The organism is Spirosoma litoris (genome assembly GCF_054776755.1).
The window spans coordinates 123,162-147,770 of the sequence record NZ_BAAHBI010000008.1; the positions used below are offsets into that span (position 1 = coordinate 123,162).

Here is a 24,609-nt window from a genome sequence, read left to right on the forward strand (position 1 = left end):
TATTTTTTATCATCCCTCCTGACGTCGGGATGACAAAAAACTAGTATAATTCTATTCGTAAAGCCTCCATTATTCACGTTAAAATAGCATCAACACCCGTTCAAGAGAATGAAGCGGTAGGGAAAGAAAAGTCTTGATCAGCTAGAAAAAACAGTGTACTTCGATGCTATTTCTGTTTCAACATCTGCTTAACAAGCTTTTCTAACTCATCAATTCTGATCTGCTGTTGATCAAGCTGCCGTTGCTTGGCTTGATCTGCTTTTTCTAGCTGAATGCTATACAGCGTCAATTCTTCTATTTTCGCAAGTAGCTTAGCATCTGTTTGATGCAAGTCGTTGCCCTTTTCGACCATCTCCTGAGCGGAAGGGATACCTGGTAGATGACCACTCTTCTGGATGTGCGCTTCTACCTCAGCTAGTGATGCCAGTTTGTAGCCTGTCGCAAACACGTGATCACTCCAATCAATACTACTTTTGACAGCTACTTTTACTTTTTCGGTTAATATACCGTCCGCTACGTATAAACGATAACCAGCAGGTGTTTTATCAACACCTGGGCCTATTATTATTCCGCCAGAATTACCATTACGCATATTATCACCATCAGCAATCCAGTTTAAACTCTCATCAGCCCCTATCCGAGCCGAACCATTAGTACTGCCCAAAATAACATCACCATTACTATCAACGGTCAAAAATTTATTAGTACTCAAAACTGTTGCTGGACTGGTCGACTTGAGATTCTTCAATCGTAAGCCGGACGTATTCGTGGAGTTACTGACCACCTCTAATTTATTAGCTGGAGCAGTTGTGCCAATACCAACATTTGCATTGCTACCTAAAACAAGAGCATTTGAGATCGTTACTTGAGCATTTGCACCAATAGCTCCGGCATTTGTCAGGTTTGCATTTCCGACATCTGCCAAATAGCCAATAATCGTATTGCTACTACCAGATTGATTTGTTACACCCGCATTTGTACCAATCACAATATTATTACCGCCAGTAGAAGTATTAAAACCAGCATGTACACCTAGAAATAGATTATTATCTGACGTAAAAGAATAACCAGCTCCGTCTCCAATAGCTGTATTAAAACGACCAGTCACATTATAAGCGCCTGTTGCATTGCCAATTAAGGTATTATAACTACCTGTCGTTATATTATTTCCAGAAAATGGACCGATAAACATATTAAAAATCCCGCTACTTAAACTATTACCGGAATATGTTCCTAAACAAACGTTCCCATAAGCAGTCGACCCACTCGACCCATACCCAGCTCTATTACCAATAAACACGTTATTCACACCAGAAGTGTTGTAATATCCAGCTTGATTGCCGACAAATGTATTGGCGTTCCCAGTTGAGTTAGCGTAGCCCGCCTGGTAGCCCAGAAAGGTGTTCTGATCGGTAGCTCCCTGAGACCAAGATGGAGCATTATTGGCGATAAGTAAGGCCATAGTCAGGAGAAATATCGAAAACTGTTTCATGATAATGGAGTAGTGATAGACTATAATATAGTGACTCAAAAGAGTCTTTTTGATTAGGATTGGAATTGTTATAGCTATTTTCACTAGCCTTAGGGTCTGACTTTCTTTGCCCGCTTGTACACAATACAAATAGAGGCCTGCGGGTAGATCTCGACCGTCTACCTACATCTGGTACAGCCCCTCCAATTGTTTCTCGGGGCTGATGATTGACGTAGCAGTCGTAGCATTTCCCATATAGAGGTTATAGCTACCCGTCGTGTTACTATGTCCAGTAGCATTACCCAAGAATACATTACCAACTGAGCTGGTACTGGAAAAGCCGGCGCGGTTGCCAATAAGTACGTTCGCGGTACCTGACGTATTATAACACCCAACTTGATTTCCAATGAAAACATTATACGCACCATTTGTAGTATTGAAACCACTTTGAAACCCTAGATAGGTATTACCTATCCCACTCATATTGGCGCTACCTGCTTGATAGCCCAGAGTTGTGGTCTGATCCGACTGAGACAATGTTACAGTACTATTGATAATTATTAGTCCAGTAGTGAGAAGTAGAGAGTAGACGAGTTTCATGTTGATTGGTTAATGCTGGAGTAAACTCTTGGGAACACGTTCATTGGATTATGTTGTCTTCTATTTCTTTTCCAGCAATTGATTCACCAATTGCTTAAGCTGATCGATCTCAGCCTGTTGATGCTGTTTTGTGGCTCGCAATTCTTTTTCTAACTGAATGCTATAAAGTGTCAATTCTTCAATCTTTGCCAACAACTTGGCATCCATCTTAGCCACGTCTATCCCCTGTTTGACAACCTCTGTAGCCGACGGGATACCAGGCAAGTGATTATGCTGTTGTATGTACTGCTCTACTTCTGGTAATGACTTAAGTTTATAACCAGGGGCAAATACATAGTCACTCCAATCCGCACTACTCTTCACGGCTACTTTTACCTTTTCGGTTAGAACGCCATCGGCCACGTACAACCGATATCCCGCTGGTGTGTTGGCGACTCCTGGACCAATCACCACGCCACCCTGACTGTTCGTGTTACGAAGATGTACGCCATCACGACTCCACAAGCTGGCAGAGTCGGCCTCAGCTGCGGTGCGGAAACTACCTTTACTACCCCCCACTTGGGCGAGCACCACATCCCCTACACTATTAACCGTCAAAAACTGATTGGTGCTGCCAATTGGTGTAGTAGCACTCGTCAGATTGCTAAAACGAAGGCCTGAATTGCCGGCTGTACCGTGAGTAATTTCCAATTTATTACCGGGAGCGGTGTTGCCAATCCCCACATTAACCACGTTTGATCCCGTACCTCCCAATACAATTGAATTGCTTTGAGTAACAATGGCATTGGCGCCAATAGCGGCTGCATTATTGACTACCGTAGCCGCTGCATTAACGCCTGCACCATACCCAATGAACAGATTGTTTGAACCAGTTGTATTATAATAACCAGCATTCTGACCAAGGGTTGTATTACCGATTCCAGACGTATTATTGAAACCAGCGGCCCCTCCCACAAAGGTGTTCGCATTGCCGATGGTATTATTTTGACCTGAACGCACGCCCGTAAATGTATTGCCTGTTCCGGTCGTATTCGAGTAGCCAGCATAGGTGCTAAAAAATGAATTCCCCGTACCTGTAGTATTATATGACCCCGCTGCATGGCCAATAAACGCATTGTCACTGCCAGAGGTATTTGTATAACCAGAATAGGTGCCAATAAATAAATTATCTAAACCAGTGGTATTAGAGAAGCCTGCCTGATAGCCAATAAATGAATTATTAGCTCCACTGGTATTAGCCTGCCCGGCACCACTACCAATAAATGCGTTGTTATATCCAGCAGTATTAGCTAGGCCTGCCTGATAGCCGATAAAGGCGTTGTTATATCCAGTGGTATTAGTTAGACCTGCCTGATAGCCAATAAAGGCGTTGCCGCTACCCGAGGTATTACTGTAACCACTTAGATTGCCAATAAACAGATTATTCGATGCCGTTGTATTGTTGTAACCTGCCTGATAGCCAATAACTGAATTGCCTATTCCTGTTGTGTTTGAATAGCCCGCTTTATAACCCAGAAATACATTTTGGTCTGTAGGAGCCTGAGACCAGGCTGTACTTATACAGCTTATAAGTAAGCCAGTAGCCATGAGAAGCGAGGCAAGTTGTTTCATGATGTATAAAAGCATTTAGTTTAGTAGCAGAATATGCGGGGAAAAAGCTCAGGTGAGTCCTATTTGAATCCTAGGGTTTTTTCACTAATCGAAGGGTCTGACTTTCTTTGCCCACTTGCACACGATATAAATAGACACCGGTGGGTAAATTCCGACCATCTACCTGCGTTTGGTGGATGCCTACCGATTGCTCCGTGGGGTCCGATGATTGGCGCAGCACTTGTCCCTGCAGATCCGTCAGCGTATGTTCAACTGGGCCAGACTTGGGTACGTTATACTCCACGGTGGTTGACTCGGCAAATGGATTGGGATAAGCCCGCAAGAGTAAGTCAGGGACATCACTGGTCGTCGGTGAAGAAACCACTCGGTCTACGCTTGCCACAAACACAGAGCCTGCCTGAGCGACAAAGCCTGGTTGCAAGCTTACCGATTGACCGGCAGTAAACAGGGCAACTGCCCCGGCACGGACAGCATTGTGAGCCATGATGGTTTCAGTCGCTTTTTGCTCACTAATCATGCCCGCCGATATGGGTTGATTCAGATTTAATTGAGATTCGTACGTCTGGGCGAAAACAGAGCCGCTCAGCAGGAGTAAGACGAATAGTACAGTTGGTTTCATAATCGAATAAATTAGTGGTTTGTCTTTTTCAGCACTTCTAGTTCCTCTTTTATTTGCTGGTTTTGCTGACGCAGAGTATCTAATTCCCTCTTCTGCTGAATGAGGTATAATGTCAGTTCCTCTATCTTTTCCAATAGTTTAGCATCGGTTTGATGCAGGTCATTCCCTTTCTCGACCATCTCTTTCGCGGAAGGAATGCCCGGCAGATGACCTTTCTGCTGAATGTGGAGAGCTACCTCGGCCAGAGAAGCCAATTTGTAACCCGGAGCAAACACATAGTCACTCCAGTCCGCACTACTTTTGACTGCCACCTTCACTTTCTCGGTCAGGATTCCCTGTTCGACAAAGAGCTTATAGCCAACGGGGGTTTGAGTGATGCCAGCACCAATCACGACGCCACCGGAGTTTGTACTTTGCAGGTTATCGCCACTGGTTGACCATAACTCTGCTCCTAAACGGGCTGAGCCAGGCGTACTGCCAAGCACCACATTACCGCTCCCATCCACGGTGAGAAACTTGGTTTGACTCAGTACACTGGCAGGCGAAGAACTAGTCAGATTTTCCAGGCGTAAGCCGGAGGTGTTGGCTGTTCCGGTAGTTACATGGAGCTTGTTGGTTGGCGCGGTATTACCGATCCCGACGTTAACCCCATTGCCCAGTACTAACGCGTTGGAAGCAGTCACCGAAGCATTGTAGCCAATGGCGGTTGCATTTGTGATAGCACCACTACCTGAAGGAGCAGTGGCCGCAACGCCAATAAAGGTGTTGTTTGAGCCAGTAGTCATGTTGATACCTGCATACCGACCAATGCTGACGCTGTTAGTCCCAGTGGTATTACTAAGAAAAGCCCCATCGCCGATAGCGGTGTTGGCTCCACCCGTGGTCGTGGCATTTCCCGACGAATTACCCATAAACAGGTTATAGCTACCCGTTGAATTGTTCGATCCTGCCTGGTTCCCCAGGAAGAGATTGCCCGTAGCGGTGGTGTTATTAATCCCCGCCTGGTTGCCAATGAAGGTGTTGGCTGATCCTGAGGTATTACTATGCCCTGCCTGACTCCCGATGAACACATTACTATTGCCGGTATTGGTTAAAACACCTGTCTGGTATCCCATATAGGTATTGCCCTGACCGGTCATGGTACTATTGCCAGCCTGATAGCCCAGGACGGTATTCTGATCGATCTGGGCGAAGGTTAAATGACTACTTATGGTTATGAATCCAGTAGTAAGTAAAAGGGTGGAAAGTTGTTTCATGATGGTATAAATATGTTTAGATTTCCTTCGAACCTCTGGCTAACTTACGGCTTTCTGTTTTTCTATTTATGGGTGTTGCCTTTGTGAAACCTTGGGGGGTAACATAGTTTTTTTGCCCTATTGTTGGCCAGTAATTTTACTAGAAGAACAGATGATTAGCCATTACGGAACCGAGGGTAGCCATTATACTAAAAATAGATTATGACTGCCTGATGTATTAGCGGCTCCCGATGCCTCATAAATAATTAGGACGACTAGTATCTGTCTAACTTAAAGCATTGCCGATAAACTGATAATAAAAGCCAATTGTATTAGCGCTACTAATTCCATTGTCAATAAGCGTGATTCCTTATCCAGTAGAGTTGGCCTTCCCCGCTTCACTGCCAATGAAGGTATTTTGATTTCCTGATGTGGTATTAACACCTGCCTGGTTACCCAATAAGGTATTGGCTAAACCTGTACTAAGACTCATCCCTGCTTGATAGCCGACAAATGTGTTTTTATCGGACTGGGCCACGACTGAATTAAAATTGCCGGTTAATAGACCTATAAATAATATAAGGGTGGAAAGTTGTTTCATGATGGTGCAAATGGACATCCTCTAAACTTCAATTAGATTTTAGTAGATTCCAAACCCTAAAAATAAGAGTTTTTCTAATGGATAATTTATTAGATATGATATATATTATTATCCAATAAATATGCAAATTCTTAGTTTAATTTTCTTTTCAAAAAAAAGTTCCACCCTCAAGGAGGGTATTTTTATAAAAAGAAAATTAATATCAATAAGAAATTTAATTTGATTAAATCAACAATTAATCATAAGTCTATGGCTGTTTATTATTAACAAATTGATTATTTACTATTTGAATAAAACCATAAATCTTCTATGGAAAACCTTTCGGGGTCTATACCAAAATCAAATTGATCGTTTAATAGATGGTAATCAATCTTAAATAGTTTTCCTACAAAATCATCTACTTCTATAATTTCAATAGGTCCATCATTGAAAAGTAAATCTTTCAAAACTGTAAAATACATTGGCTTGATAAAAAATAGAGGATGTTTTTGCCATAAATATCCTATGGGTTTATTTTCAACAAGGACGATAGCCCAATTTTCTTCATTTTCCCAATAGGATATTTCGTAACCTTTACGTCGCATATTTTCAATAACGTTAAAAAATAAGCTTATTGACCAATGGGAATTTTGATAAATGGCGCTCTTAACTTGCTGTGTTATATCTTTCATTTAGAAAATGTTTAAACTTTCTGATTGCTGTTGAATCAATTCTTTGTCATTCTGATGTCAGAATGACAAAGAAGGGTCCTCTATTTTCTTATTAAAGAAAAGCTAAATCAGCCTCTTAATAAATTATCTTTTTGTTCCTGGAGAACCATGTATAAATCCATTTGAGTTTCTATAAACATTAATTACGTTAGTGTGTTCGCCATTAGTTAATATTCCAATGTTAGTGTTTGTAACTGGTACTTTTGCTTTAATACCAATCCACAAATTATTCTGGTCCGCATATTGAGCGGCTTTAAGCACAGCTTCTTGAGCATTTAAGGTAGGATAAAAAATACTCCTGTCGGAAACCCCAACAAATACATGCTTTTTCATTGCCTCACGTGCAACAATGTAAGTCCCATTTGTTAATTCTCCATGTTTTGTCAATGAAAAACCAGCCTTAATGGCATCATCTGTTAAGCCAGCAGCTTTAGACGCACCTCCACCCATAAAGAATGGCATTGGCACAGCTGCAATCTGAATATTAGGGTCACTTTGTTCTGGAATTCCTAATAAAAACTTGCCAATTGTAATAAGATTATCAGCTAAATCTGAACCTAAATCTTTGGTTTGCTCCTTAAAGTTAGCATCATTCTGCTTGTCAACCGAGACGGTTGCTGTGGAAGATGTTTTATCATTTTTGCCTTTTCCTGGGCCAGTTCCGCCACTTATATATCCCCCTTCCCCAGGAAGAGCGGCCCCATTAAAGGTCACATTCCCAAAATCATCCCGATTGGATCGCTGATATTCTTGGGTTTCCATCCCATCGGGGTCAATCATCCGTACCGGATTGTCGTTTCCATACACAAACGGACTAAATCTCCGACTTACTTCCGCCAGTGGATCTACTACCCCCCAACGCCCAATCGTCGCATCATAGCCCCTTGCCCCAAAATCCAATAAGCCACTTCCTAACTCAGCCAGAGTTTCCTTACCGTTGAACTTGGCTCGGTTGCTACTTAGCCCACTACCCAAACCCGATAACTCCAGACCCCAGGGGTCATAATCGACCATCTGAGTGACAAAGGCACCATTCACATTAGCCACTATTGCCCGGACGTTACCCAGATGATCCCGCAGGAAATATTCGTAGCCATTGGTGCTACCGGGCAACACGCGTCCCTCTTCATGAGTCACCTCAAAAGGAGCACTGTTGAGGTATTGGAAAGGGCCAATATAATCTCGCACTTCACCTGTCGAGGTGCTCATGCGTAATTTTTGCCCGCTAGCCGTGTACGTGTAACTAACCACCTTGCCACTGCTAAAGGTTACCTGTCGGCGTAGTTTTAAACTATACGCTGGGCCAGCTCAGGTGTAGCGCCCCGGCATAAGAACAGGATAATAGAGTCATTAATAGGTCAAAGAACGGTTGGTTTAGCCGGTGCTAAACCAAAAGGGCAAAGCTTGTTAGTACTATATATAAATAGACCTACTACACCCTACTAGGCAATATTAGTCAAATAGGTCACACTACTTAGGTCTGTTATGTATCCTTGAATTTATGTCCGATTCCTCCTAATAAGGGTTTCTATAATCGAGCTAGGTACGGTGAAGGGAGCGCACATATCAATAATTACTTCTTTCTGGATTTTTTGATCAAGTGCTGTCCAATTATCTATATTTTGCAAATGGATTTTCACTTTTTCTATATAATTTGGATAATCTTCTATACTACCAAACTCTGTATTGTGGGTTATTTTTCTTTCTACAAAATGCTTGTTTAATTCCTTATTTACCTTCCTCAGAAGCTCGCCGACAATCGGGCTAACTGCTAAATAGTGCGCATCGTATTCTTCGCTACCAAATTTTACAAACATCAAAACTTTTTGTAGAGCCAAAAGCTCATCTATTTTTTCTATATTCATTTGCTTGGTATTGTATTAGACCCAATATAAATTATTTGTGGGAGTTTCAAGGTCTCATTGGGATAAATTAATTCTAACGATTGTGAAGGGTGTATCTCTAATATCGTTCGTCTCTTCCACAACTAAGAACTAGCAAAACACGTATCTAAATAATTACAAAATCAAACAAGGCCTTAAATAGAGTACTTTAACGGTTCGTACATGTCGTAATATTCGTAATAATCACTTAAATTTTCAATTTCAAAATTTTCATTCGGCCAAAAAATTTCCCATAACCAAATGAAAAATTTCTTTGGGTCATTAGGTGTATAAAAAGGCAATAAATTAGATTCCATTAAACTCTCAAAATCAAACCATTGTATTGATAAGTAATATTTAAGAGAATCCTTTAATATGTATTTGTATCGATCAGGTTTTAAATTAAAATAAGGCACAAAAATGGACTTAATTAGTTGTTTCATTGTTTTCTCGTCATTTGAGTCAATATCTTCATAAACTACCATTTCATCCATATCGGCTCCTCCAACTAGTGGGTTAAGAATGTCGCTTAAAAAAGCTCTGTTTACCTTTTTCATAGAATTATCGGAGTTTTGGAAACATTGTATATAAATTTCCCCCTTTGAATATTGCCTGAACATTTGTAGATTGAATTACAGCACTTCCTCCTTTTAGATATCCTTCTCCAACGATGAAGCCCATATTAAAATTAACAACACTTTGCCCTGTTTGATTGAATATGGTCTGGGCTCTTTGTGCTGCCTGTAGTTGCATTTGATTAGAAAGAAAACGCGATGCATCAACCGCGCGCCTGGATATCCCATCAGGTGTTAGTCCAGTCAGCGCTCTTATTTCTTGCTGTGCTAGTGTAGTACCAGCACCGTGCCTCGAAAGAAAATGAGCGCCTTGAGTTGCAGCTTCCATAGACGCTAATTGTCTACCAGCGTTAGCTTCTATTAAAGTAGAAATTTTGGGTATGCTACTCCCACCTCCACCCATAAAGAATGGCATTGGCACAGCTGCCACCTGCACATTTGGATCGCTTTGCTCTGGAATACCTAATAAAATCTTACCAATTGTAATAAGATTATCAGCTAAATCTGAACCTAAATCTTTGGTTTGCTCCTTAAAGTTAGCATCATTCTGCTTGTCAACCGAGACGGTTGCTGTGGAAGATGTTTTATCATTTTTGCCTTTTCCTGGGCCAGTTCCGCCACTTATATATCCCCCTTCCCCAGGAAGAGCGGCCCCATTAAAGGTCACATTCCCAAAATCATCCCGATTGGATCGCTGATATTCTTGGGTTTCCATCCCATCGGGGTCAATCATCCGTACCGGATTGTCGTTGCCATACACAAATGGGCTAAACCTCCGACTTACTTCCGCCAGTGGATCTACTACCCCCCAACGCCCAATCGTCGCATCATAGCCCCTAGCCCCAAAATCCAACATCCCACTGCCTAATTCAGCTAAGGTTTCTTTGCCATTGAACTTGGCTCGGTTGCTACTTAGCCCACTACCCAAACCCGATAACTCCAGACCCCAGGGGTCATAATCGACCATCTGAGTGACAAAGGCACCATTTACATTAGCCACTACTGCCCGGACGTTACCCAGATGATCCCGCAGGAAGTATTCGTAGCCATTGGTGCTACCGGGCAACACGCGTCCCTCTTCATGAGTCACCTCAAAAGGAGCACTGTTGAGGTATTGGAAAGGGCCAATATAATCTCGCACTTCCCCCGTCGAGGTGCTCATGCGTAATTTTTGACCGCTAGCCGTGTACGTGTAACTAACCGTCTTGGTCACGGTAGTCCCAGAGCCAAAGCTGATCTTCCTGGGCAATTTCAGTGGGTTATATTGTATCTCCGTGATCCCCCGGTTACGATCCACCTTAAGGCTCCCATCAGGGTAGTATTCATAATCAACGCCACTAGCGTTGCCATCGGTAAAACCTCCACTACCACTCGAGGCATCCGATACGGCTGTCAGACTATTGCCAGCTCCATAGCTATACGTAAGCTGATCAATGCCCGCTCGATTTAAGCTTAAGATATTCCCATTTTTATCGTAGCTCATGTTGGAGAGACTATAATCCTCTCCTGAGGCCCCGCTATAGCTAGCCGAGGTCAACCTACTGGCGCCATCATAACTATACGTGTATTGCCGGAGTTGATTCGACGGGCTAGATGGATTACTTTTTATCCAACGCTGCCGACCAATATTCCCATCATAGTACCCAGCTGTTTCATAGTCTAACCCAAACGAGAAAACATCACTACGACTGGTATTTGGCGTGGGCTGCCCGTTCACATCTACATTGATGCCACGGAGCCATCCTCGAATATGGTATCGATAGTCCAATACCTGAAGACCAGAAATACCAATCCGAGCTTCATAGAGACCATTGGGGTTTCCGGCATTATTAACACTAAACGTGCCATCCGTTATCAGTACATACTGGGTAGCCACATCCACGGTTGGGTTACCTGGTGTTGAAGAACGGGTAATACTATTTGTCTGACCAATGGAAGACGGAGCAATCCCCTTTTGAACCAGCCGTCCAATGGCATCGTAGTTATAGACAGCCAACGGTTTAGCCGCATCACCCCCATACTGATAGGTCAGGCCGGTCCGCCTACCCATATGATCGTAATTATACGTAGTAACTACGGTGGTGGCTGTTCCCCCCGAAACCTTCTGATGACGAAGTACCGATTGCAACAACTCCCCACTGAACTGATAATTCATATCGATACGGTCAACACCACCCAGGTGATTCTGGCTTTGCTGTTGAACGACCCGCCCTTTATCATCATACCAGAAAGCGGACTTTTGCCAGCCACCAAAAGCTTCATTGCCCAGCGTTCGGACACCTGTATACGTCAATAATCCCGTAGCATTATTTGAACTCCAGGGCGTTGATACAAAGGCTCCACTCGAATTGAAGCTAAAATCTGGATCGTTATACGTATCATAATAGTTTTCTGTCAAATGATCGAAAGCCTGCGGGGTGATCGAACTGGGGAAATTCTCATTGGTTATGGTCGAACCGGCAAAAAGGGTTCGAATATCCTCGGCGGTACCACCCTGCGACATACGCCCCGTTTCGGTTACCCGACTTAGTCCATCATAGCGGGTGTACCGCCACATTCCATCGGTCTTATCCTGCTGATCCTGGCTCATAACCAGTCGATCCTGGAAGTCATACACTAGCTCGGTCCATCCCGCCGACGGAATGTGTTTGCTAATCTGGCGTCCACGAGCATCGTATTTATAAACATAGCAGTTGTCCTTAAACTGGGGATTGGGTGTATTGACATCGCCTGTCGGTGAGCCACTCACATTTACATTGGAACCCGTATTAAGGCCATAGAAATACATTTCCCGTCCAGAATTACTACTAAACCAGTCATACAGTTTAGGAGGAATAACGGCGGCTAATCGTTCATAACTGTCATAGACATATACCGTCGTTTGCGTCTGGCCACCACCCAGTAATACATCTCGTCGAATCGTCCGCCCCTGAAGATCGGTGTACTCAATCGTCTGGTTATTCTGCTCATCGGTCAGCGTACGGGTAGCAATATCATTGGGGCCAAAATACTCCCAATTTGTCCCATCATTTTCTACATGGCCATAGATTACGTTCGAGAATAAATTTACCTTAAACCGGATGACATTGCTGGTGGTCCCGTTTCCCGCTACCCCGTACCGAATCTGCTGGGAACGCCCGGCACTGCGCCAGTTCTGTCCCGGTCCCCACTGCTGACTGGGCCGGTTAAGCGGAGAGGCTTCATAGACGGTTTGGCTATAGGGGTTTAAATCACTATAGAATGCCTGGCTACTAGCTTGTACAGTCGTTTGGAGTTGGATACCTCCTCCGCCAACGCTACTGGGCGTAGGCAAAAATGTCTGATCGGCCCGACCATAGGCATCATAGGTCGTTGCGGAGGTTACGATATCGTTCGGGCTTAAGGCATTATCACCCGCTCCTTTCACCTGAATAGTCTGAGTGGGCCGACCTAAGCCATCCAGATACGACACCGTAGCCGGAACACTCATATACCCACTGCTTAAAGTTACGGTTGTTTGAGCCGTACGGGGACTCTGCTCGACCACGTAGTTTTGATTGGCAGTCGGAACCACTTGTGCCAGCAACGGCGCGCTAATGAGTAGCCAAAGACTTACCCAGCTAACGCCACACCGGAGTTGCCAATTAACGAGAAAAGAGAATAAGTTCATGGTGCTGCGGTGGCGTAGTGGTAGGAGTATTGTTTGAGGACGTTATTATCCTTGTCTTTTACCGTGCTCAAGCGGCCAAAACTATCATAGACATAGTAGGTGCTTACTCCTTTTGGATCGGTAGTAGATGAGGGGCCTAGCAAAGGGCGTGCGTAATAAAAAGATGTAGTTTGCGCGGTTGATTGTCCGGCATTCAGGGTTTGCCGGGCGAGGGTCGAGAACAAGACCCCTCCCGAGGGCGTATACGAGTTATAGGCGAAAGTGGTTGATGACCCTTTGGTCACGGTATAACCATTCAGATTTCCGTTAGCATCATAGCTGTTCATCGTAACGCGCAGAACAAACTGGGGATCAATCGGGTAAGTACTCGTACTCGTTGAACTGTTATAGCGTTGATCCGATGATTGGAAAGAACTCGTGGTGGGCTCCAGCAAATACGTCTGGTAGGGCAACGCGGTCGTCAGTCCATTGAGCGTGACAGCCGTAAAAGAGGTCAGTTTTCCGGTCTTGTAATCGAGCGTGGTTGCTCCCTTTTCTTTTCGGTAGTTCACCGTCTCAACGGGTAGGTAGGCATTTCGCAGTTTCAGGGCTCGAATGCCGAGCAGCTCAGGACTGGTAGCGGTTTCAGGAATCGAATTGAAGTTCTGGGGATAGATTAACTGGGTACCCAGCGTTATACCTCCTTCTGCTTTAAGCCGAGTTTCTTTCGGCAAATAAAAGTTGGGGTAATAATCAGTCTCCGTGATTTTGAGGGTATATTTCCCCGAATTGTCATCGGCATAGGTGGAAACGCTACTACTAACGATTTTAGTGATGCCAGATACGAAATAATAGGTTTGGCCAGGAGTATACTGATCAACTACCCAAGTGCTACAATCACCACCGGTTTGAGTAGTGCCAATCTGCTTGAGTGACCGATTGACCAAAACCCCGGCAAAAGAAGCTGAATTACTAGTCCCATAGCTTGCATATGTGTTCTCCGTTTTGCTTCGTAGGTTACCTGCCACATCGGTTACTATTTCGCGAATAAGTTGCCCTCGGTCCCAGCTACGACTGGTTAAAAAGCCTTTACCTCCGCCAACCTGTAAAAAAGCATCTGAGGCTTGATCTCTAAATTCATAGACGGTCTTGCCGGTTGAATTACCATTTCCATCTTCGGTATACTCTGCTACCGTGGAATAGGTAACTGGGCTGCCTTCATCGGGTGAGAGCGGATAGGTTGGGGAGGAGGAAAATGTATAGGCCTTATACGTGAAATTTGGGGCGCCACTATTGGAATCATACTTTCTCAGCGACAACACTGACGTGGGAGCATTGGGATTGGTATTGACCATAGAACGATAAGTTCCTAGCCCAGACTCGGCAGTCCCGTATTTATAGGTTTTGGTTGTTGCCAGTTGGTTGGCGGATGTATAGCTGCGAATCTGTTTAATGCGTAAGCCACCCGCCAATTGATTAGCGCCATATTTGTTCGTTTCAAAGTCGAACTGGGTTGATCCGCCCGTTGGATACTGGATGGATTGAATTACCCAAGCCTTCATTAACGATTCGTTAGGTGCCCGGTTAGCATTGCCAATGGGCACCATCGTTACGCCTGTTGAGGGAGATTTGCAATCGATTCCATAACCTCCTTGAATAATGGGGATCAATGTTGAGCCAGCATTGCCATTATAATACCCCCAGTAATCTTTGGCATTCCCGGCTGCTGCGGGTAATGGAGTAGAGTTATAAGTTAGCGAATAAGAGCCTATGACAGTTGCCGCATCTGCCTGTACTAGGTTTACGCCATCCAAAAAGGTTACCGATGAACCATCTGTCCTCGTTTTATAGCTATACTGGAAGTCAAAACGTTTTGTCAATACATATTGGGACGTGTTTATATCATAGCTCAACAGGTCGATATAATCCAGTACAATACCGCCATCAGACCTAGTTGTTTTTTCGAGCACAAAGCTAATTTTACCACCCGGAAACTGAATTTGCGTCGGAAATCGCGCATCCACATGAACGCCCAGATTGCTTACTGAAGTCGTAGGGATACACGTTGTGACAGCGTTTGAGATATTGGTTTCCTGTAAGTTTCCCAGAACAACCGTGGAATAAACGATTTCAGGGGCCATTGGTAGCCCACTAACGGTCGTATACGTGTAGGTAGCGTGTTCAGAGGTATTCAAACTGACAATTTCACTTAAATACCAGGCGCTTGTAAAGCTATTAAACCCATAAGGCGTATTTTGATTAGTAGACGTGGCCTCTCCGTCTGCGAAATGGAATCGAGTACCACTCTGATCCGTTAGGGTAAACGAGCTTAGTCCACTCGAAGCACTCAGGCTTACCGGGTCAGGCGTTAACCCAACAAAGCCAGGTGCTTCGGGAGTCAAAATGAAGGTATTACTTCCTGATGGGGTACGATACGAAAACAAATCCCGTTGGCCATCTTTAATATTGTCAGCCAGGTTCATGGACGCATCCAGACCGGCTGAAGTTGGGCAACTAACCGAATAAGCTGGCGGTACAATTGTCTGAGTCAATACGCCATTACTTAATTCATCGGGTCGCCCTTGAACACTTCTAGTAATCAGGCCACCGGTTTGTAAACTCCAGCCTAGCCCAACCCAGGAAGCCAGATCATTGATTTTATTACCTGAAGAATGGTAGGTGAGTTTGATCGGTACGGTTAGGGCACCAACTTTAAATTCACAAAGCGGAATTTCAATGGTAGCCAGACCAGAATACATACTGACCGGGTACTCGCCATAACGTCCCAGCGCAGCTGCCGTTGGCGATTTAGGACTAAAGTTGGGGAACAGGTCAGACGTGGGAGCTTGGGCAGTAAGGGAAGCTAACGGAGCCGCAGTTGAATCCTGAGCCCTACTGACACTCCATAGTACTACCAGTGCCCCCAGGAGGGCAAGTCGAAAAATTGTCTGCATGGGGAAAGCAATTAGGGGTGCAAAGGAGCTTTAGGAGTGACTTTTCGGAGCTGCTGGCGCAATCGCTTGATCTCTTTCTCTTGTTGGATTGCGTGTAGGGTCAGTTCCTCGATTTTGGCCATCATGCTCGTCTGCATAGAGACTACGTCAATCCCCTGCTTAGCTATTTCTTTGGCAGAGGGAATACCGGGTAGGTGACCATTATGCTTGATGAAGCTCTCCACATTCGCCAGCGGCATTAATTTGTAAGAAGGCGCCAGCACATAATCCGCCCAGTTACCACTACTCTTGGAGGCAACTCGTAGCTTCTCCGTCAGAATACCTCCTTCAACGGCCAGATAATAGCCAGATGGCGTATTCATGGTGTAGGCCGAAGGCCCAATGGCTACATAATGGGGGAAGTGAACCAGTTTAGTGGGTACAGGTGTGGTTTGGGCAAACAGAGCACTAGTACCCAAAGCCAGTAGACAGGCAGGTAGAAGGAAACGCATAAAGGGATCAGTTGACGTAAATGGATGTTACTGCTCTGTAGTCAAAATGCATACCAACTTAATTCATAATCGTTACCTAGTTTTTATTTTAAATACCTTACATGTTCATAATTTCCTATAAAATACAACTTTAAGTCACTGAAGACACCGCTGTTGGCGTAGTGTAATTGGCTAATAAAAAAGGGGTTAGATTATATTTCGGTATTTAGTCTTGACCGTACTCAGAACATTCTCGATACAGATTGATATCCATTGAAACTTATTAAGCTTACCTAACAGATTTATTAAAAGGCGATTTGCTCATGATGCCAGCTCTTCTACTTCCTGGCTTAACGTTGGTTTGGCATTCTAATTGAGGCAATGGACAGGAAATCAGGCTGAGGGAACTGACAAAAAAAAGAGGCTTAGAAAGAGTCAAGGATTTAAACAAGAGAACGGAGGTTGAAGTAGATAACGCAAATAAGCTAAGCGAAAGGATATCGTTATCAATAATCGTCAAGGTCTGGCCTACTAATAGGTTTGTCATATGGCTTTTTAACTGGATGTTCGAGAATTAACAATACTTTGAATACCATACCTTTGACCATGAAATGAATCGACTTACGATAATAAACGCGCAACTGTAGCGACAATCAAAATACAAATTGACAGAAAAGTTGACGGATCTGAATTGGCTGATGGCACAACGCCTTAGTTGAACCCAAATAGTATTGGAAATAGAAACGTTACAATAACGGCCCATAAAGCATAAACGGGCAGGTAAATCGCGATGCTTTTTCCAACGCTGGGCAGGCTTTCTTTCTTCGAAACCACTCTAAACAGTTGCACAGCTACCAACAGTAGATTAATCAGAATCAGTATGTTACTCCCCAGAACGGCCACTCTGTTAGGTGTTATGCCCCAGGTTGAAATTCTGAACAAAATAGCCGAGAGCGCAATGCCGTTAACAACGATTGTAACAATAGACAGGAGAAAGAGAACCCAAATTTCCGGCAGACTTCGCACAGTCTTGCCCATTTCGGCAATTGAAAAGAAAATAATGGCCATCACGCCAATTAATAACCCATTGAACATCAGCAAAAACTCACGGTTATTGTACGGGTCTTTCCCCGAGTAAATGATGGCAACGAGATAAATAACCAGCATGACGAGCACCAGTGGACTAAAGAGCCGGGCAATTACCGGCGATACTTTACCGACTAGCTGCGGATTGGTCTGCGTAAGATACGTACCGACAATGGGAGCCGCCGGAAGGCCAAAAGCGACGATATTCTCGAAATAGAACGTTTTGATGTCAATACCAATCAGTTGGAAAAGGCCAACGGTTATACCGGTCATAATGAAACCGGCTATCAAAATGAGCCCTGTTATCACAACCAGATCACCATTGTAGCGCAAATAGCTGAGTCGCTTTTGATCATTGTTACTCACCTCGCCAACAAAGGCAAACCCAAGTATCGACCAGAGAAACACAGCTAAATGAATACACGATAAAACCAGCGTATCGCTCTTTTTATCATTGGGAAGAAAGTTGATGAATAAGGCCCCAACCAGGGTTAAGCCAACAAGAATAGAAAGCTTGCTGGCTGGCAATTTATTCTTCCAGGCAAAGAAGGCCGTTAGCGCTGGAAAAACGATAAAACCGATATTTCTGGAATAGAAAAGCTCCGGATCAATATTCAACATGGCGGGCAATTTGGCGATTAGGCCCGCCACCAATGCCGTAAGGATGATGAACCTTAGTTCACGACTTGAGCCCCAGTTTAGCTCATCTGTTTCGTAGCTTAGTCGTTCATGCCAGAAATCGGCAAGGGCGTTGCCTTTCAGTTCTGGATACAACGTACTGAATGCTCGCTTAAAGGGCGCTTTGCTGGTTCGGTACAGCTTTTCGAGTTGTCCCGGATCGTTTAGGCAGGCAATTATTTCGTCTTTCATGAGTTTGAATTTAGGGGTTATTGAATGCACTTTGAATTTCAAAGTGAGTGGATAAAAAAAAGAGAACTACGTTTACTCGCTAACGCCCTTAATTAACTTTTCCAGGGCATTCAAATGGTCACTAAAGGCTGTCCGGCCCAGTTCGGTAGCGGCATAGCTTGTGTTCGATTTCCGGTCAACAAATGACTTTTCTACTTGGATAAACTCTTCTTTTTCCAACGCTTTCAGGTGGCTGGCCAGATTGCCGTCGGTCACGTCCAGAAAGTCCTTCAGCGAATTGAAATCAAGCGTCTTGTTAACAGCCAGGGCCGCCATAATGCCAAGCTTGATTCTGCTTTCAAATGCCTTGTGTAAACCATTGATGGATATCTTCACCGCTCGTACCTGTAATGCATATAAACACCATACATACTATGGGCTACCCCAAACCCTAACGCCCAGCATAGCACTCCGTACTCGACAAAATAGGCGCTAAACAGCCCCAGCCCAATCTGGATGAATCCTAAGCTCCTGATTTCCTCATACGTAAACTGACTGGCGTTGTACAAAGCTATCCCATAAAATAACAGGGCAAATGGAGCCATCCAGCCAATCAATCCGTTAGCCATTACGATCAGGATCAGAAGCCCCCCAACAATGAGTGGCACCGACATATTGATCAAAAGCCGCTTCACCAGCGCATTCCAGAGCTTCTCCCCTCGTTTACTCGCCTTTCGGCTGGAAAGCAGAATGGCGGTACCGATAGCCAGAATCAGGACAACAAGGGCTAACAACACAATTTTCGGTAAGCTGGCCGCTTCACTCGCCGACTTGGTGTCGTAAATGAGCTGGTCTGGGTTAAAGTTAAAAACGGCATACGCGATATAGGCACCAGCCAACGCATACACGCCCGCCATAATACCCGCCCAACCAGCAAGCGAGAGAAATTTGGACGATCGCTCCATGATAGAACGTATCTGGGCTATATCCTGAACGTAATCTTGCTCTTCTTTCATTTAAAAGCACTTTGAAATTCAAAGTAATAATAGAAAAATCAGTTGTGCAAGCCTTATCCGAATTTATTTTGCTAGTAGTCAGCCAGGAACGAATATAGATATGGAACTAAGGGCGTAAAATTTCAGATTGAGCGACTCATCAATCCTGTTGCAAAGGCAAGGTAATTTCCGTAATGGTTCCTCCACCCGGACGTGGACGTAGCTGAAGTTGTCCGTGGTGCAAGGTAACGATTCGGTGCGCTAACGTCAGGCCAATACCGAACCCGCCAATTGTTTGTACATTAGAACCCCGTACCAGCGGCATGAAAACGCGCTCTTCTTCGCCCGGAGCCAGCCCGATGCCCCGGTCTTCGATCCGAATACGGGCTCGTTCTTCGGTATCCATTTCCAGACACAACGTAACAGGTTGCCCGTTCGAATATTTAGCGGCATTATCCAGCAGATTCAGCAAGGCAGTTTTGAATAAATAGGCATTCCCGAAAATCTTGACTGGCGTGGCCTGTTCGAGAATACCATCGCTCAACTGAACGGATAACGATTGTCCCTCCCGCTGTTGACCGATGGTATCGGCCGCATCCAGCACAATGTCAACCAGTTCGAGGGGTTGCCGATCTAGCTGGGCATCGACGCCATCGATTCGGGCCAGTTGTAACAAGCCATTGGCCAATGCCGTTAGTTTATCCAACTCCGTTACAGCTTGTGTCATGCCCCGTTTAAGACTATCGACGTCTGTGTCGTAGAGCATCGATGTTTCCAGCCAGCCTTTGATGGTTGTCAGTGGCGTTCGAAGTTCGTGCGAAGCTTGGGCAATAAACGAGCGTTGATTATCGACCAGGCGCTCCTGACGGGTCAGTAAGTCATTAAACGCCTGCGCCAATACGCCCACTTCGTCCTGCATATTATCGGCCCGTAACCGAAACGGCAGCGTACTGGCTTCGGGGGTGTTAATTTGATCAATCAGGCTATTAAGCGGTTTAAGCGCCTGACGGGAGAAAAAATAACCGAGCAAAATAACCAGACCAATGGACACCGCATTACCCACGATAAACAGATCGCGCAACTCTCGCTGGCGTTGATACCCGTCCTGATCATAAGCGGTAACGATGGCCACAAATTCTTTCCCATCTGGCGAGGGCGATAAGCCAGCATAGGTCAAGGCGACGCCATCTTTTGGGTAAATATGTCCCTTGCTCTCATACTGAAAATGCACCATGCGTTCCCGGCGAACCCGTTTTCGAAACGCAGGCCCCGATACGAAATCATTGGCCTGTTGGCTTTTATAGATGAGGCTATCGGTCGGCGAATAGACAAATTCGACCTGCTCGGGCATGGAGGTTATAACACTGCCTGCCACGGCTCCTTTCAGGGTTAATAACTGCTCTGTTACGCGGGCTTTCCGTTCAAGTCGATCTTCAATGGAACGTTGCCGGAAACTGGTGTACGTGCTATACACATAGACCGAAAAAACCAATAGAATTGTGGCCACCAGCGATGAAAACCACAGAATCAGTTTGTGCTTGATCTGCATAGTCAGCCCCGTAAAACGTAGCCCATGCCTACTACTGTGTGCAACAGTTTCGGGCTAAAATCTTTGTCGATCTTTTTGCGTAAGTAATTGACATACACATCAATCACATTGGTATTGGTATCAAAATGCAAATCCCACACTTTCTCCGCAATATCGACCCGGCTCACGGTTCGCCCCTGATTAATCATCAGGTATTCCAGTAAGGCGTACTCGCGGGCGGTCAGCTCAATTCGTTGTCCGGCTCGGGTAACACAGTGGGCTTCGGTGTCCAGTTCCAGATCGGCCACGCGCAAAACGCGCTTGAGTCCTGTGTAGTCGCTGTTCCGTCGGGCCAGGGCTTTAATGCGCAGCATCAGTTCCCGAAACTGAAAGGGCTTTACCAGGTAATCGTCAGCCCCTGCTCCAAATCCACTTTCTTTATCGGGCAAACTATCCAGCGCGGTCAACAGCATCACTGGTTGCCGGGGCGATTCCTGTTTGATGTGTCGGCACAAATCGAATCCATTGATTTTCGGCAGATTAACGTCCAGCACCATCACATCGTAGGTATTATTATCGGCCAGACGCTGCCCCATCAACCCATCGTAGGCAAGGTCTATCTCATAACCTTCACTCTCCACACCTTTGCGAATAAACGACGCCAGACTTACTTCGTCTTCAACCAGTAATATCTTCATATTTTCGAGAAGCTACCTGCAAGTATACTGCGCCAAACGCGATTGTGTTTGATTAGGATCATTTTTCCCGATCAGTTCTTTATCGTATCCTCGTTCTGTGTCCTCACCTAGAGTATATACACAGCTCAGGTCTAGTCGAATCAGCCCGGTAAGGGCGTCCTGTCAATAGATATTGTCGCTTAGTATGAACCTGAAGCGCCGTAGGTGCGACCTAATTAGGTCCATATAGGTCGCACCTACGGCGCTTCAGGTTATGCTCAATCCTGTGTTTTCTATTAACAGGCCACTCCTAACGGAGTTTTAAACATCTTGAAAAGATGTGTATATACAGTAGACCTACACACAGACCGAGGATGTGGTGTCGGTTTCCCAAAACCGACACCACATCAATCACGTCAACGCACTCCTATTGGTGTTATTGAATTTTCCTTAGAAAGCCCTTTGTTTGAACGAACAGCCCGAATCCCTTATCTTTCAGCATGCAGCACCAGGAATTTGACGCTCCACCAGCATTACAGGATACCATAAAGTGCTTTTGGTACAACCGACGGGATTCAGGCGAATTGAAATTTGATTTTGAGGTCCAACCGGATGGCTATGCCGAAATCATTTTTTACTTTGGAAGTCTACATTTTATGTCTAATGATGGAACCCTGCAACCATTGCCATCTCCGTTTTTGATCGGGCTCCTCAATCAGCCAGCGGTCTTTTACACCGAAAACCGCTTAGAGATTATTGGAGTCCGATGCTTTCCCTGGACAGTATTCGATTTACTCGGGCTGCCATCTGCTAAAGTTAGCCTTCACCTATTTGAGCATCCGATTGCTCAGCTTCAACCGGGTTTAGCGGAGTCGATTCAGGCGGGTAAGATAGCCGAAGCGCTGGATCAGGTGAAGCAGTATTTTCTACAGGCAAGAATGGGCGTTTCCACAGACAGTATGCTATTCAAAGCCGGAGCGGCTATGCGGGCAGCCAGCGGCAATATGCCCGTAAGTCAGGTGGCTGAGGCTGCGCACGCAACGGTTCGAACGTTGGAACGGAAGTTTAAGCAATCGTCGGGTCATACGGTCAAAGACGTGTCGGGACTGATGCGTTTTGAGCAGGTACGAAACCACTTATGGCTGCACCCCGATGCCAACTTAGCCGGTTTAGCGCATGAGATGGGCTACACCGATCAGGCTCACCTCAGCAAAGAATTCAAACGGTATAGTGGTGCTACCCCAGCAGCATTTGCCCGAAAAGCCAGGCAAGGCAAACAGCTTGTTAGCGCCGATTTTGTCGCATTTATACAAGCCTAACCCAGGGGTGTTCCAGAATTTTGCGTCGTAATCATGCTAAACGCAATTTTTATGAAAACCCCACTAAACAACAAACTATCCGAACCCAATCAACCTACTTACGACGTAATCATTTCTGGTGCAGGCCCTGTTGGGCTATTTCTTGCTTGTGAACTGGCTCTGGCCAACTGTTCGGTTCTCATCCTGGAAAAAACGGAGAACCCCAACTCACCCCTAAAACAACTCCCCTTCGGCATACGTGGGCTCTCGGCGCCAACTATTGAATCACTTTACCGTCGTGGGTTACTCGATCAACTTGAGATACACAAACGGCTTAAAAATCCCCATCAACATGCCGGGCAAGGAGCCCGTCGTCAGGTAGGGCACTTTGCGGGCATTCCCTTTCATGAGGGTGATATAGATACATCTCAGTGGACGGATCGCCTGCCCAGCTCGACCGACACCAGTTTGATTTCGGAAATAGCGGAGCTTGAAACGATTCTAGCTCACCGGGCAGCAACGCTGGGAGTAGACATCCAGCGTGGGCTTGGCGTTACGGGCTTTCATCAAACCGACGAAACGGTAACTGTTTTGGCAGGCGATCAATCGTTTCGGACTAAATGGCTCGTGGGCTGCGATGGAAGCCGGAGTGTTGTTCGGAAGGCGGGACGCTTTGACTTCGCGGGGACGGAGCCGGAATTTACGGGCTATACGACGCTAGTCGACATTGCTGATCCGGAGAAATTAAAACCGGGCCGGAACATGACCCCAACGGGCATGTATTTACAATCTCAGCCGGGTTATCTCATGATTCAGGATTTTGATGGTGGAGCTTTTCATGGCTCAGAGCAGCCAATCACGCGTGAACACGTGCAGGAGGTACTACGTCGCGTTTCGAACACCGACGTTACGGTCACCGCCCTGCATACAGCCACCACCTGGACCGATCGGGCAAGGCAGGCTACAACCTATCGTAATGGCCGAGTCCTTTTGGCGGGTGATGCGGCCCACATTCACGCGCCGTTGGGAGGTCAGGGCCTCAATCTTGGGCTGGGCGATGCCATGAACCTGGGCTGGAAGCTCGCTGCCACTATCCACACTAAAGCGCCCGAAGGCTTGCTGGACAGTTACTTTACTGAACGACATCCCATTGGCGCACAGGTTCTGGATTGGTCGCGGGCTCAGGTTGCGATCATGAACTTAAGCCCGCAAGCCCGTGCGCTCAATGCTATTTTCCGCGACCTTCTGAATACGCGTGATGGCGCTACCTACTTTGCAGGACGGGTGTGGGGCATTTTCACGCACTACGACCTCGGTGATGCCCACCCGCTGGTAGGCCATAGCGTTCCTAATTTTGCGTTCGACGATGGTACGACGATTGGTGAACACATGCACGATGGTCAGGGTGTATTGCTTGATTTTGGCCCGAATGATTCCCTCAAAACCTGGGCAAGTGAATACCACGGGCAAATCAAGTATGTTTCAGGCCGGGCGAACGAACAGTTAGGTTTGAGTGCTGTTCTGATACGTCCGGATGGCATTATCGCCTGGGCTTCTGATAGCGATCCTGATTTCAGTGAACTCTCGAAAGCGGCTGTTCGCTGGTTTGTTCGGTAAACAGAACATGGATTATGAATCATTCGCCCCTGTCTAGAATAACCTATTGACGTTGAGAATCGGGCAATTCATCCTGTAGGGATAAAACAGCGCAGCGTCGCCGGGCCGCCGGTGCGGTAGAAAAAGTAATTTCACGATCCATTTGGCGTGCCGTAGGTACGCGATCTATAATCAGTTGCGTACCTACGGCACGCTGGAGAAA

General features: G+C 45.6%; 20 protein-coding genes. 2 read left to right on the forward strand and 18 right to left on the reverse strand.

The genetic code is table 11. The annotated features are described in order from the left end of the window. Positions 1-166: 166 nt before the first annotated feature. From ACYVGR_RS05595 to ACYVGR_RS05680, 18 genes are all read right to left on the reverse strand, one after another. Entirely contained in the window at positions 167-1,492 is a 1,326-nt protein-coding gene (locus tag ACYVGR_RS05595; RefSeq protein ID WP_460954404.1) for a bZIP transcription factor, read from the reverse strand. A gap of 162 nt (positions 1,493-1,654) precedes the next feature. After that, positions 1,655-2,071, reverse strand: coding sequence for a hypothetical protein (locus ACYVGR_RS05600; RefSeq protein ID WP_460954406.1), 417 nt, complete (start codon positions 2,069-2,071; stop codon positions 1,655-1,657). 60 nt (positions 2,072-2,131) lie between these two features. Beyond that, a complete protein-coding gene (locus ACYVGR_RS05605) occupies positions 2,132-3,682 on the reverse strand; it encodes a TMF family protein (protein ID WP_460954408.1) in 1,551 nt (516 codons plus the stop codon). A gap of 70 nt (positions 3,683-3,752) precedes the next feature. After that, positions 3,753-4,301 (reverse strand): T9SS type A sorting domain-containing protein, encoded by a 549-nt coding sequence (locus ACYVGR_RS05610; RefSeq protein ID WP_460954410.1) that lies wholly within the window; start codon positions 4,299-4,301, stop codon positions 3,753-3,755. A gap of 11 nt (positions 4,302-4,312) precedes the next feature. Continuing rightward, the gene (locus tag ACYVGR_RS05615) at positions 4,313-5,557 is read right to left on the reverse strand and encodes a bZIP transcription factor (protein ID WP_460954412.1); all 1,245 of its coding nucleotides are present in this window, start codon (positions 5,555-5,557) and stop codon (positions 4,313-4,315) included. A 349-nt stretch (positions 5,558-5,906) separates the two neighbouring features. Continuing rightward, positions 5,907-6,137: a hypothetical protein gene (locus tag ACYVGR_RS05620; protein ID WP_460954414.1), complete on the reverse strand. Its 231-nt coding sequence runs from the start codon at positions 6,135-6,137 to the stop codon at positions 5,907-5,909. 275 nt (positions 6,138-6,412) lie between these two features. Further along, the gene (locus ACYVGR_RS05625) at positions 6,413-6,808 is read right to left on the reverse strand and encodes a hypothetical protein (RefSeq protein WP_460954416.1); all 396 of its coding nucleotides are present in this window, start codon (positions 6,806-6,808) and stop codon (positions 6,413-6,415) included. A gap of 123 nt (positions 6,809-6,931) precedes the next feature. Next, a complete protein-coding gene (locus ACYVGR_RS05630) occupies positions 6,932-8,056 on the reverse strand; it encodes an RHS repeat domain-containing protein (RefSeq protein WP_460954418.1) in 1,125 nt (374 codons plus the stop codon). 290 nt (positions 8,057-8,346) lie between these two features. Beyond that, positions 8,347-8,712, reverse strand: coding sequence for a hypothetical protein (locus ACYVGR_RS05635; protein WP_460954420.1), 366 nt, complete (start codon positions 8,710-8,712; stop codon positions 8,347-8,349). Between the two features lie 173 nt (positions 8,713-8,885). After that, positions 8,886-9,287 (reverse strand): hypothetical protein, encoded by a 402-nt coding sequence (locus tag ACYVGR_RS05640; RefSeq protein ID WP_460954422.1) that lies wholly within the window; start codon positions 9,285-9,287, stop codon positions 8,886-8,888. A gap of 4 nt (positions 9,288-9,291) precedes the next feature. After that, entirely contained in the window at positions 9,292-12,954 is a 3,663-nt protein-coding gene (locus tag ACYVGR_RS05645; protein WP_460954424.1) for a DUF6443 domain-containing protein, read from the reverse strand. Further along, positions 12,951-15,887, reverse strand: a complete 2,937-nt coding sequence (locus ACYVGR_RS05650) for an RHS repeat domain-containing protein (RefSeq protein ID WP_460954426.1) — start codon at positions 15,885-15,887, stop codon at positions 12,951-12,953. Before ACYVGR_RS05650 ends, ACYVGR_RS05645 begins: the two co-directional genes overlap by 4 nt. A gap of 11 nt (positions 15,888-15,898) precedes the next feature. Next, positions 15,899-16,378: a hypothetical protein gene (locus ACYVGR_RS05655; protein ID WP_460954428.1), complete on the reverse strand. Its 480-nt coding sequence runs from the start codon at positions 16,376-16,378 to the stop codon at positions 15,899-15,901. Between the two features lie 690 nt (positions 16,379-17,068). After that, positions 17,069-18,313, reverse strand: coding sequence for a hypothetical protein (locus ACYVGR_RS05660; RefSeq protein WP_460954429.1), 1,245 nt, complete (start codon positions 18,311-18,313; stop codon positions 17,069-17,071). Between the two features lie 72 nt (positions 18,314-18,385). Further along, positions 18,386-18,688: a winged helix-turn-helix domain-containing protein gene (locus tag ACYVGR_RS05665; RefSeq protein ID WP_460954431.1), complete on the reverse strand. Its 303-nt coding sequence runs from the start codon at positions 18,686-18,688 to the stop codon at positions 18,386-18,388. Next, positions 18,685-19,308: a hypothetical protein gene (locus ACYVGR_RS05670; protein WP_460954433.1), complete on the reverse strand. Its 624-nt coding sequence runs from the start codon at positions 19,306-19,308 to the stop codon at positions 18,685-18,687. Before ACYVGR_RS05670 ends, ACYVGR_RS05665 begins: the two co-directional genes overlap by 4 nt. 139 nt (positions 19,309-19,447) lie before the next feature. Then, the gene (locus tag ACYVGR_RS05675) at positions 19,448-20,836 is read right to left on the reverse strand and encodes a sensor histidine kinase (RefSeq protein ID WP_460954435.1); all 1,389 of its coding nucleotides are present in this window, start codon (positions 20,834-20,836) and stop codon (positions 19,448-19,450) included. Between the two features lie 2 nt (positions 20,837-20,838). Beyond that, positions 20,839-21,513: a response regulator transcription factor gene (locus ACYVGR_RS05680; RefSeq protein ID WP_460954437.1), complete on the reverse strand. Its 675-nt coding sequence runs from the start codon at positions 21,511-21,513 to the stop codon at positions 20,839-20,841. A gap of 479 nt (positions 21,514-21,992) precedes the next feature. Between ACYVGR_RS05680 and ACYVGR_RS05685 the strand changes: the two genes are divergently transcribed. Continuing rightward, entirely contained in the window at positions 21,993-22,811 is an 819-nt protein-coding gene (locus ACYVGR_RS05685) for a helix-turn-helix domain-containing protein (RefSeq protein WP_460954439.1), read from the forward strand. A gap of 51 nt (positions 22,812-22,862) precedes the next feature. Further along, positions 22,863-24,407 carry an FAD-dependent monooxygenase gene (locus ACYVGR_RS05690; protein ID WP_460954441.1) on the forward strand — a complete coding sequence of 515 codons (1,545 nt, stop codon included), beginning with the start codon at positions 22,863-22,865 and terminating at the stop codon, positions 24,405-24,407. Positions 24,408-24,609: the final 202 nt, after the last annotated feature.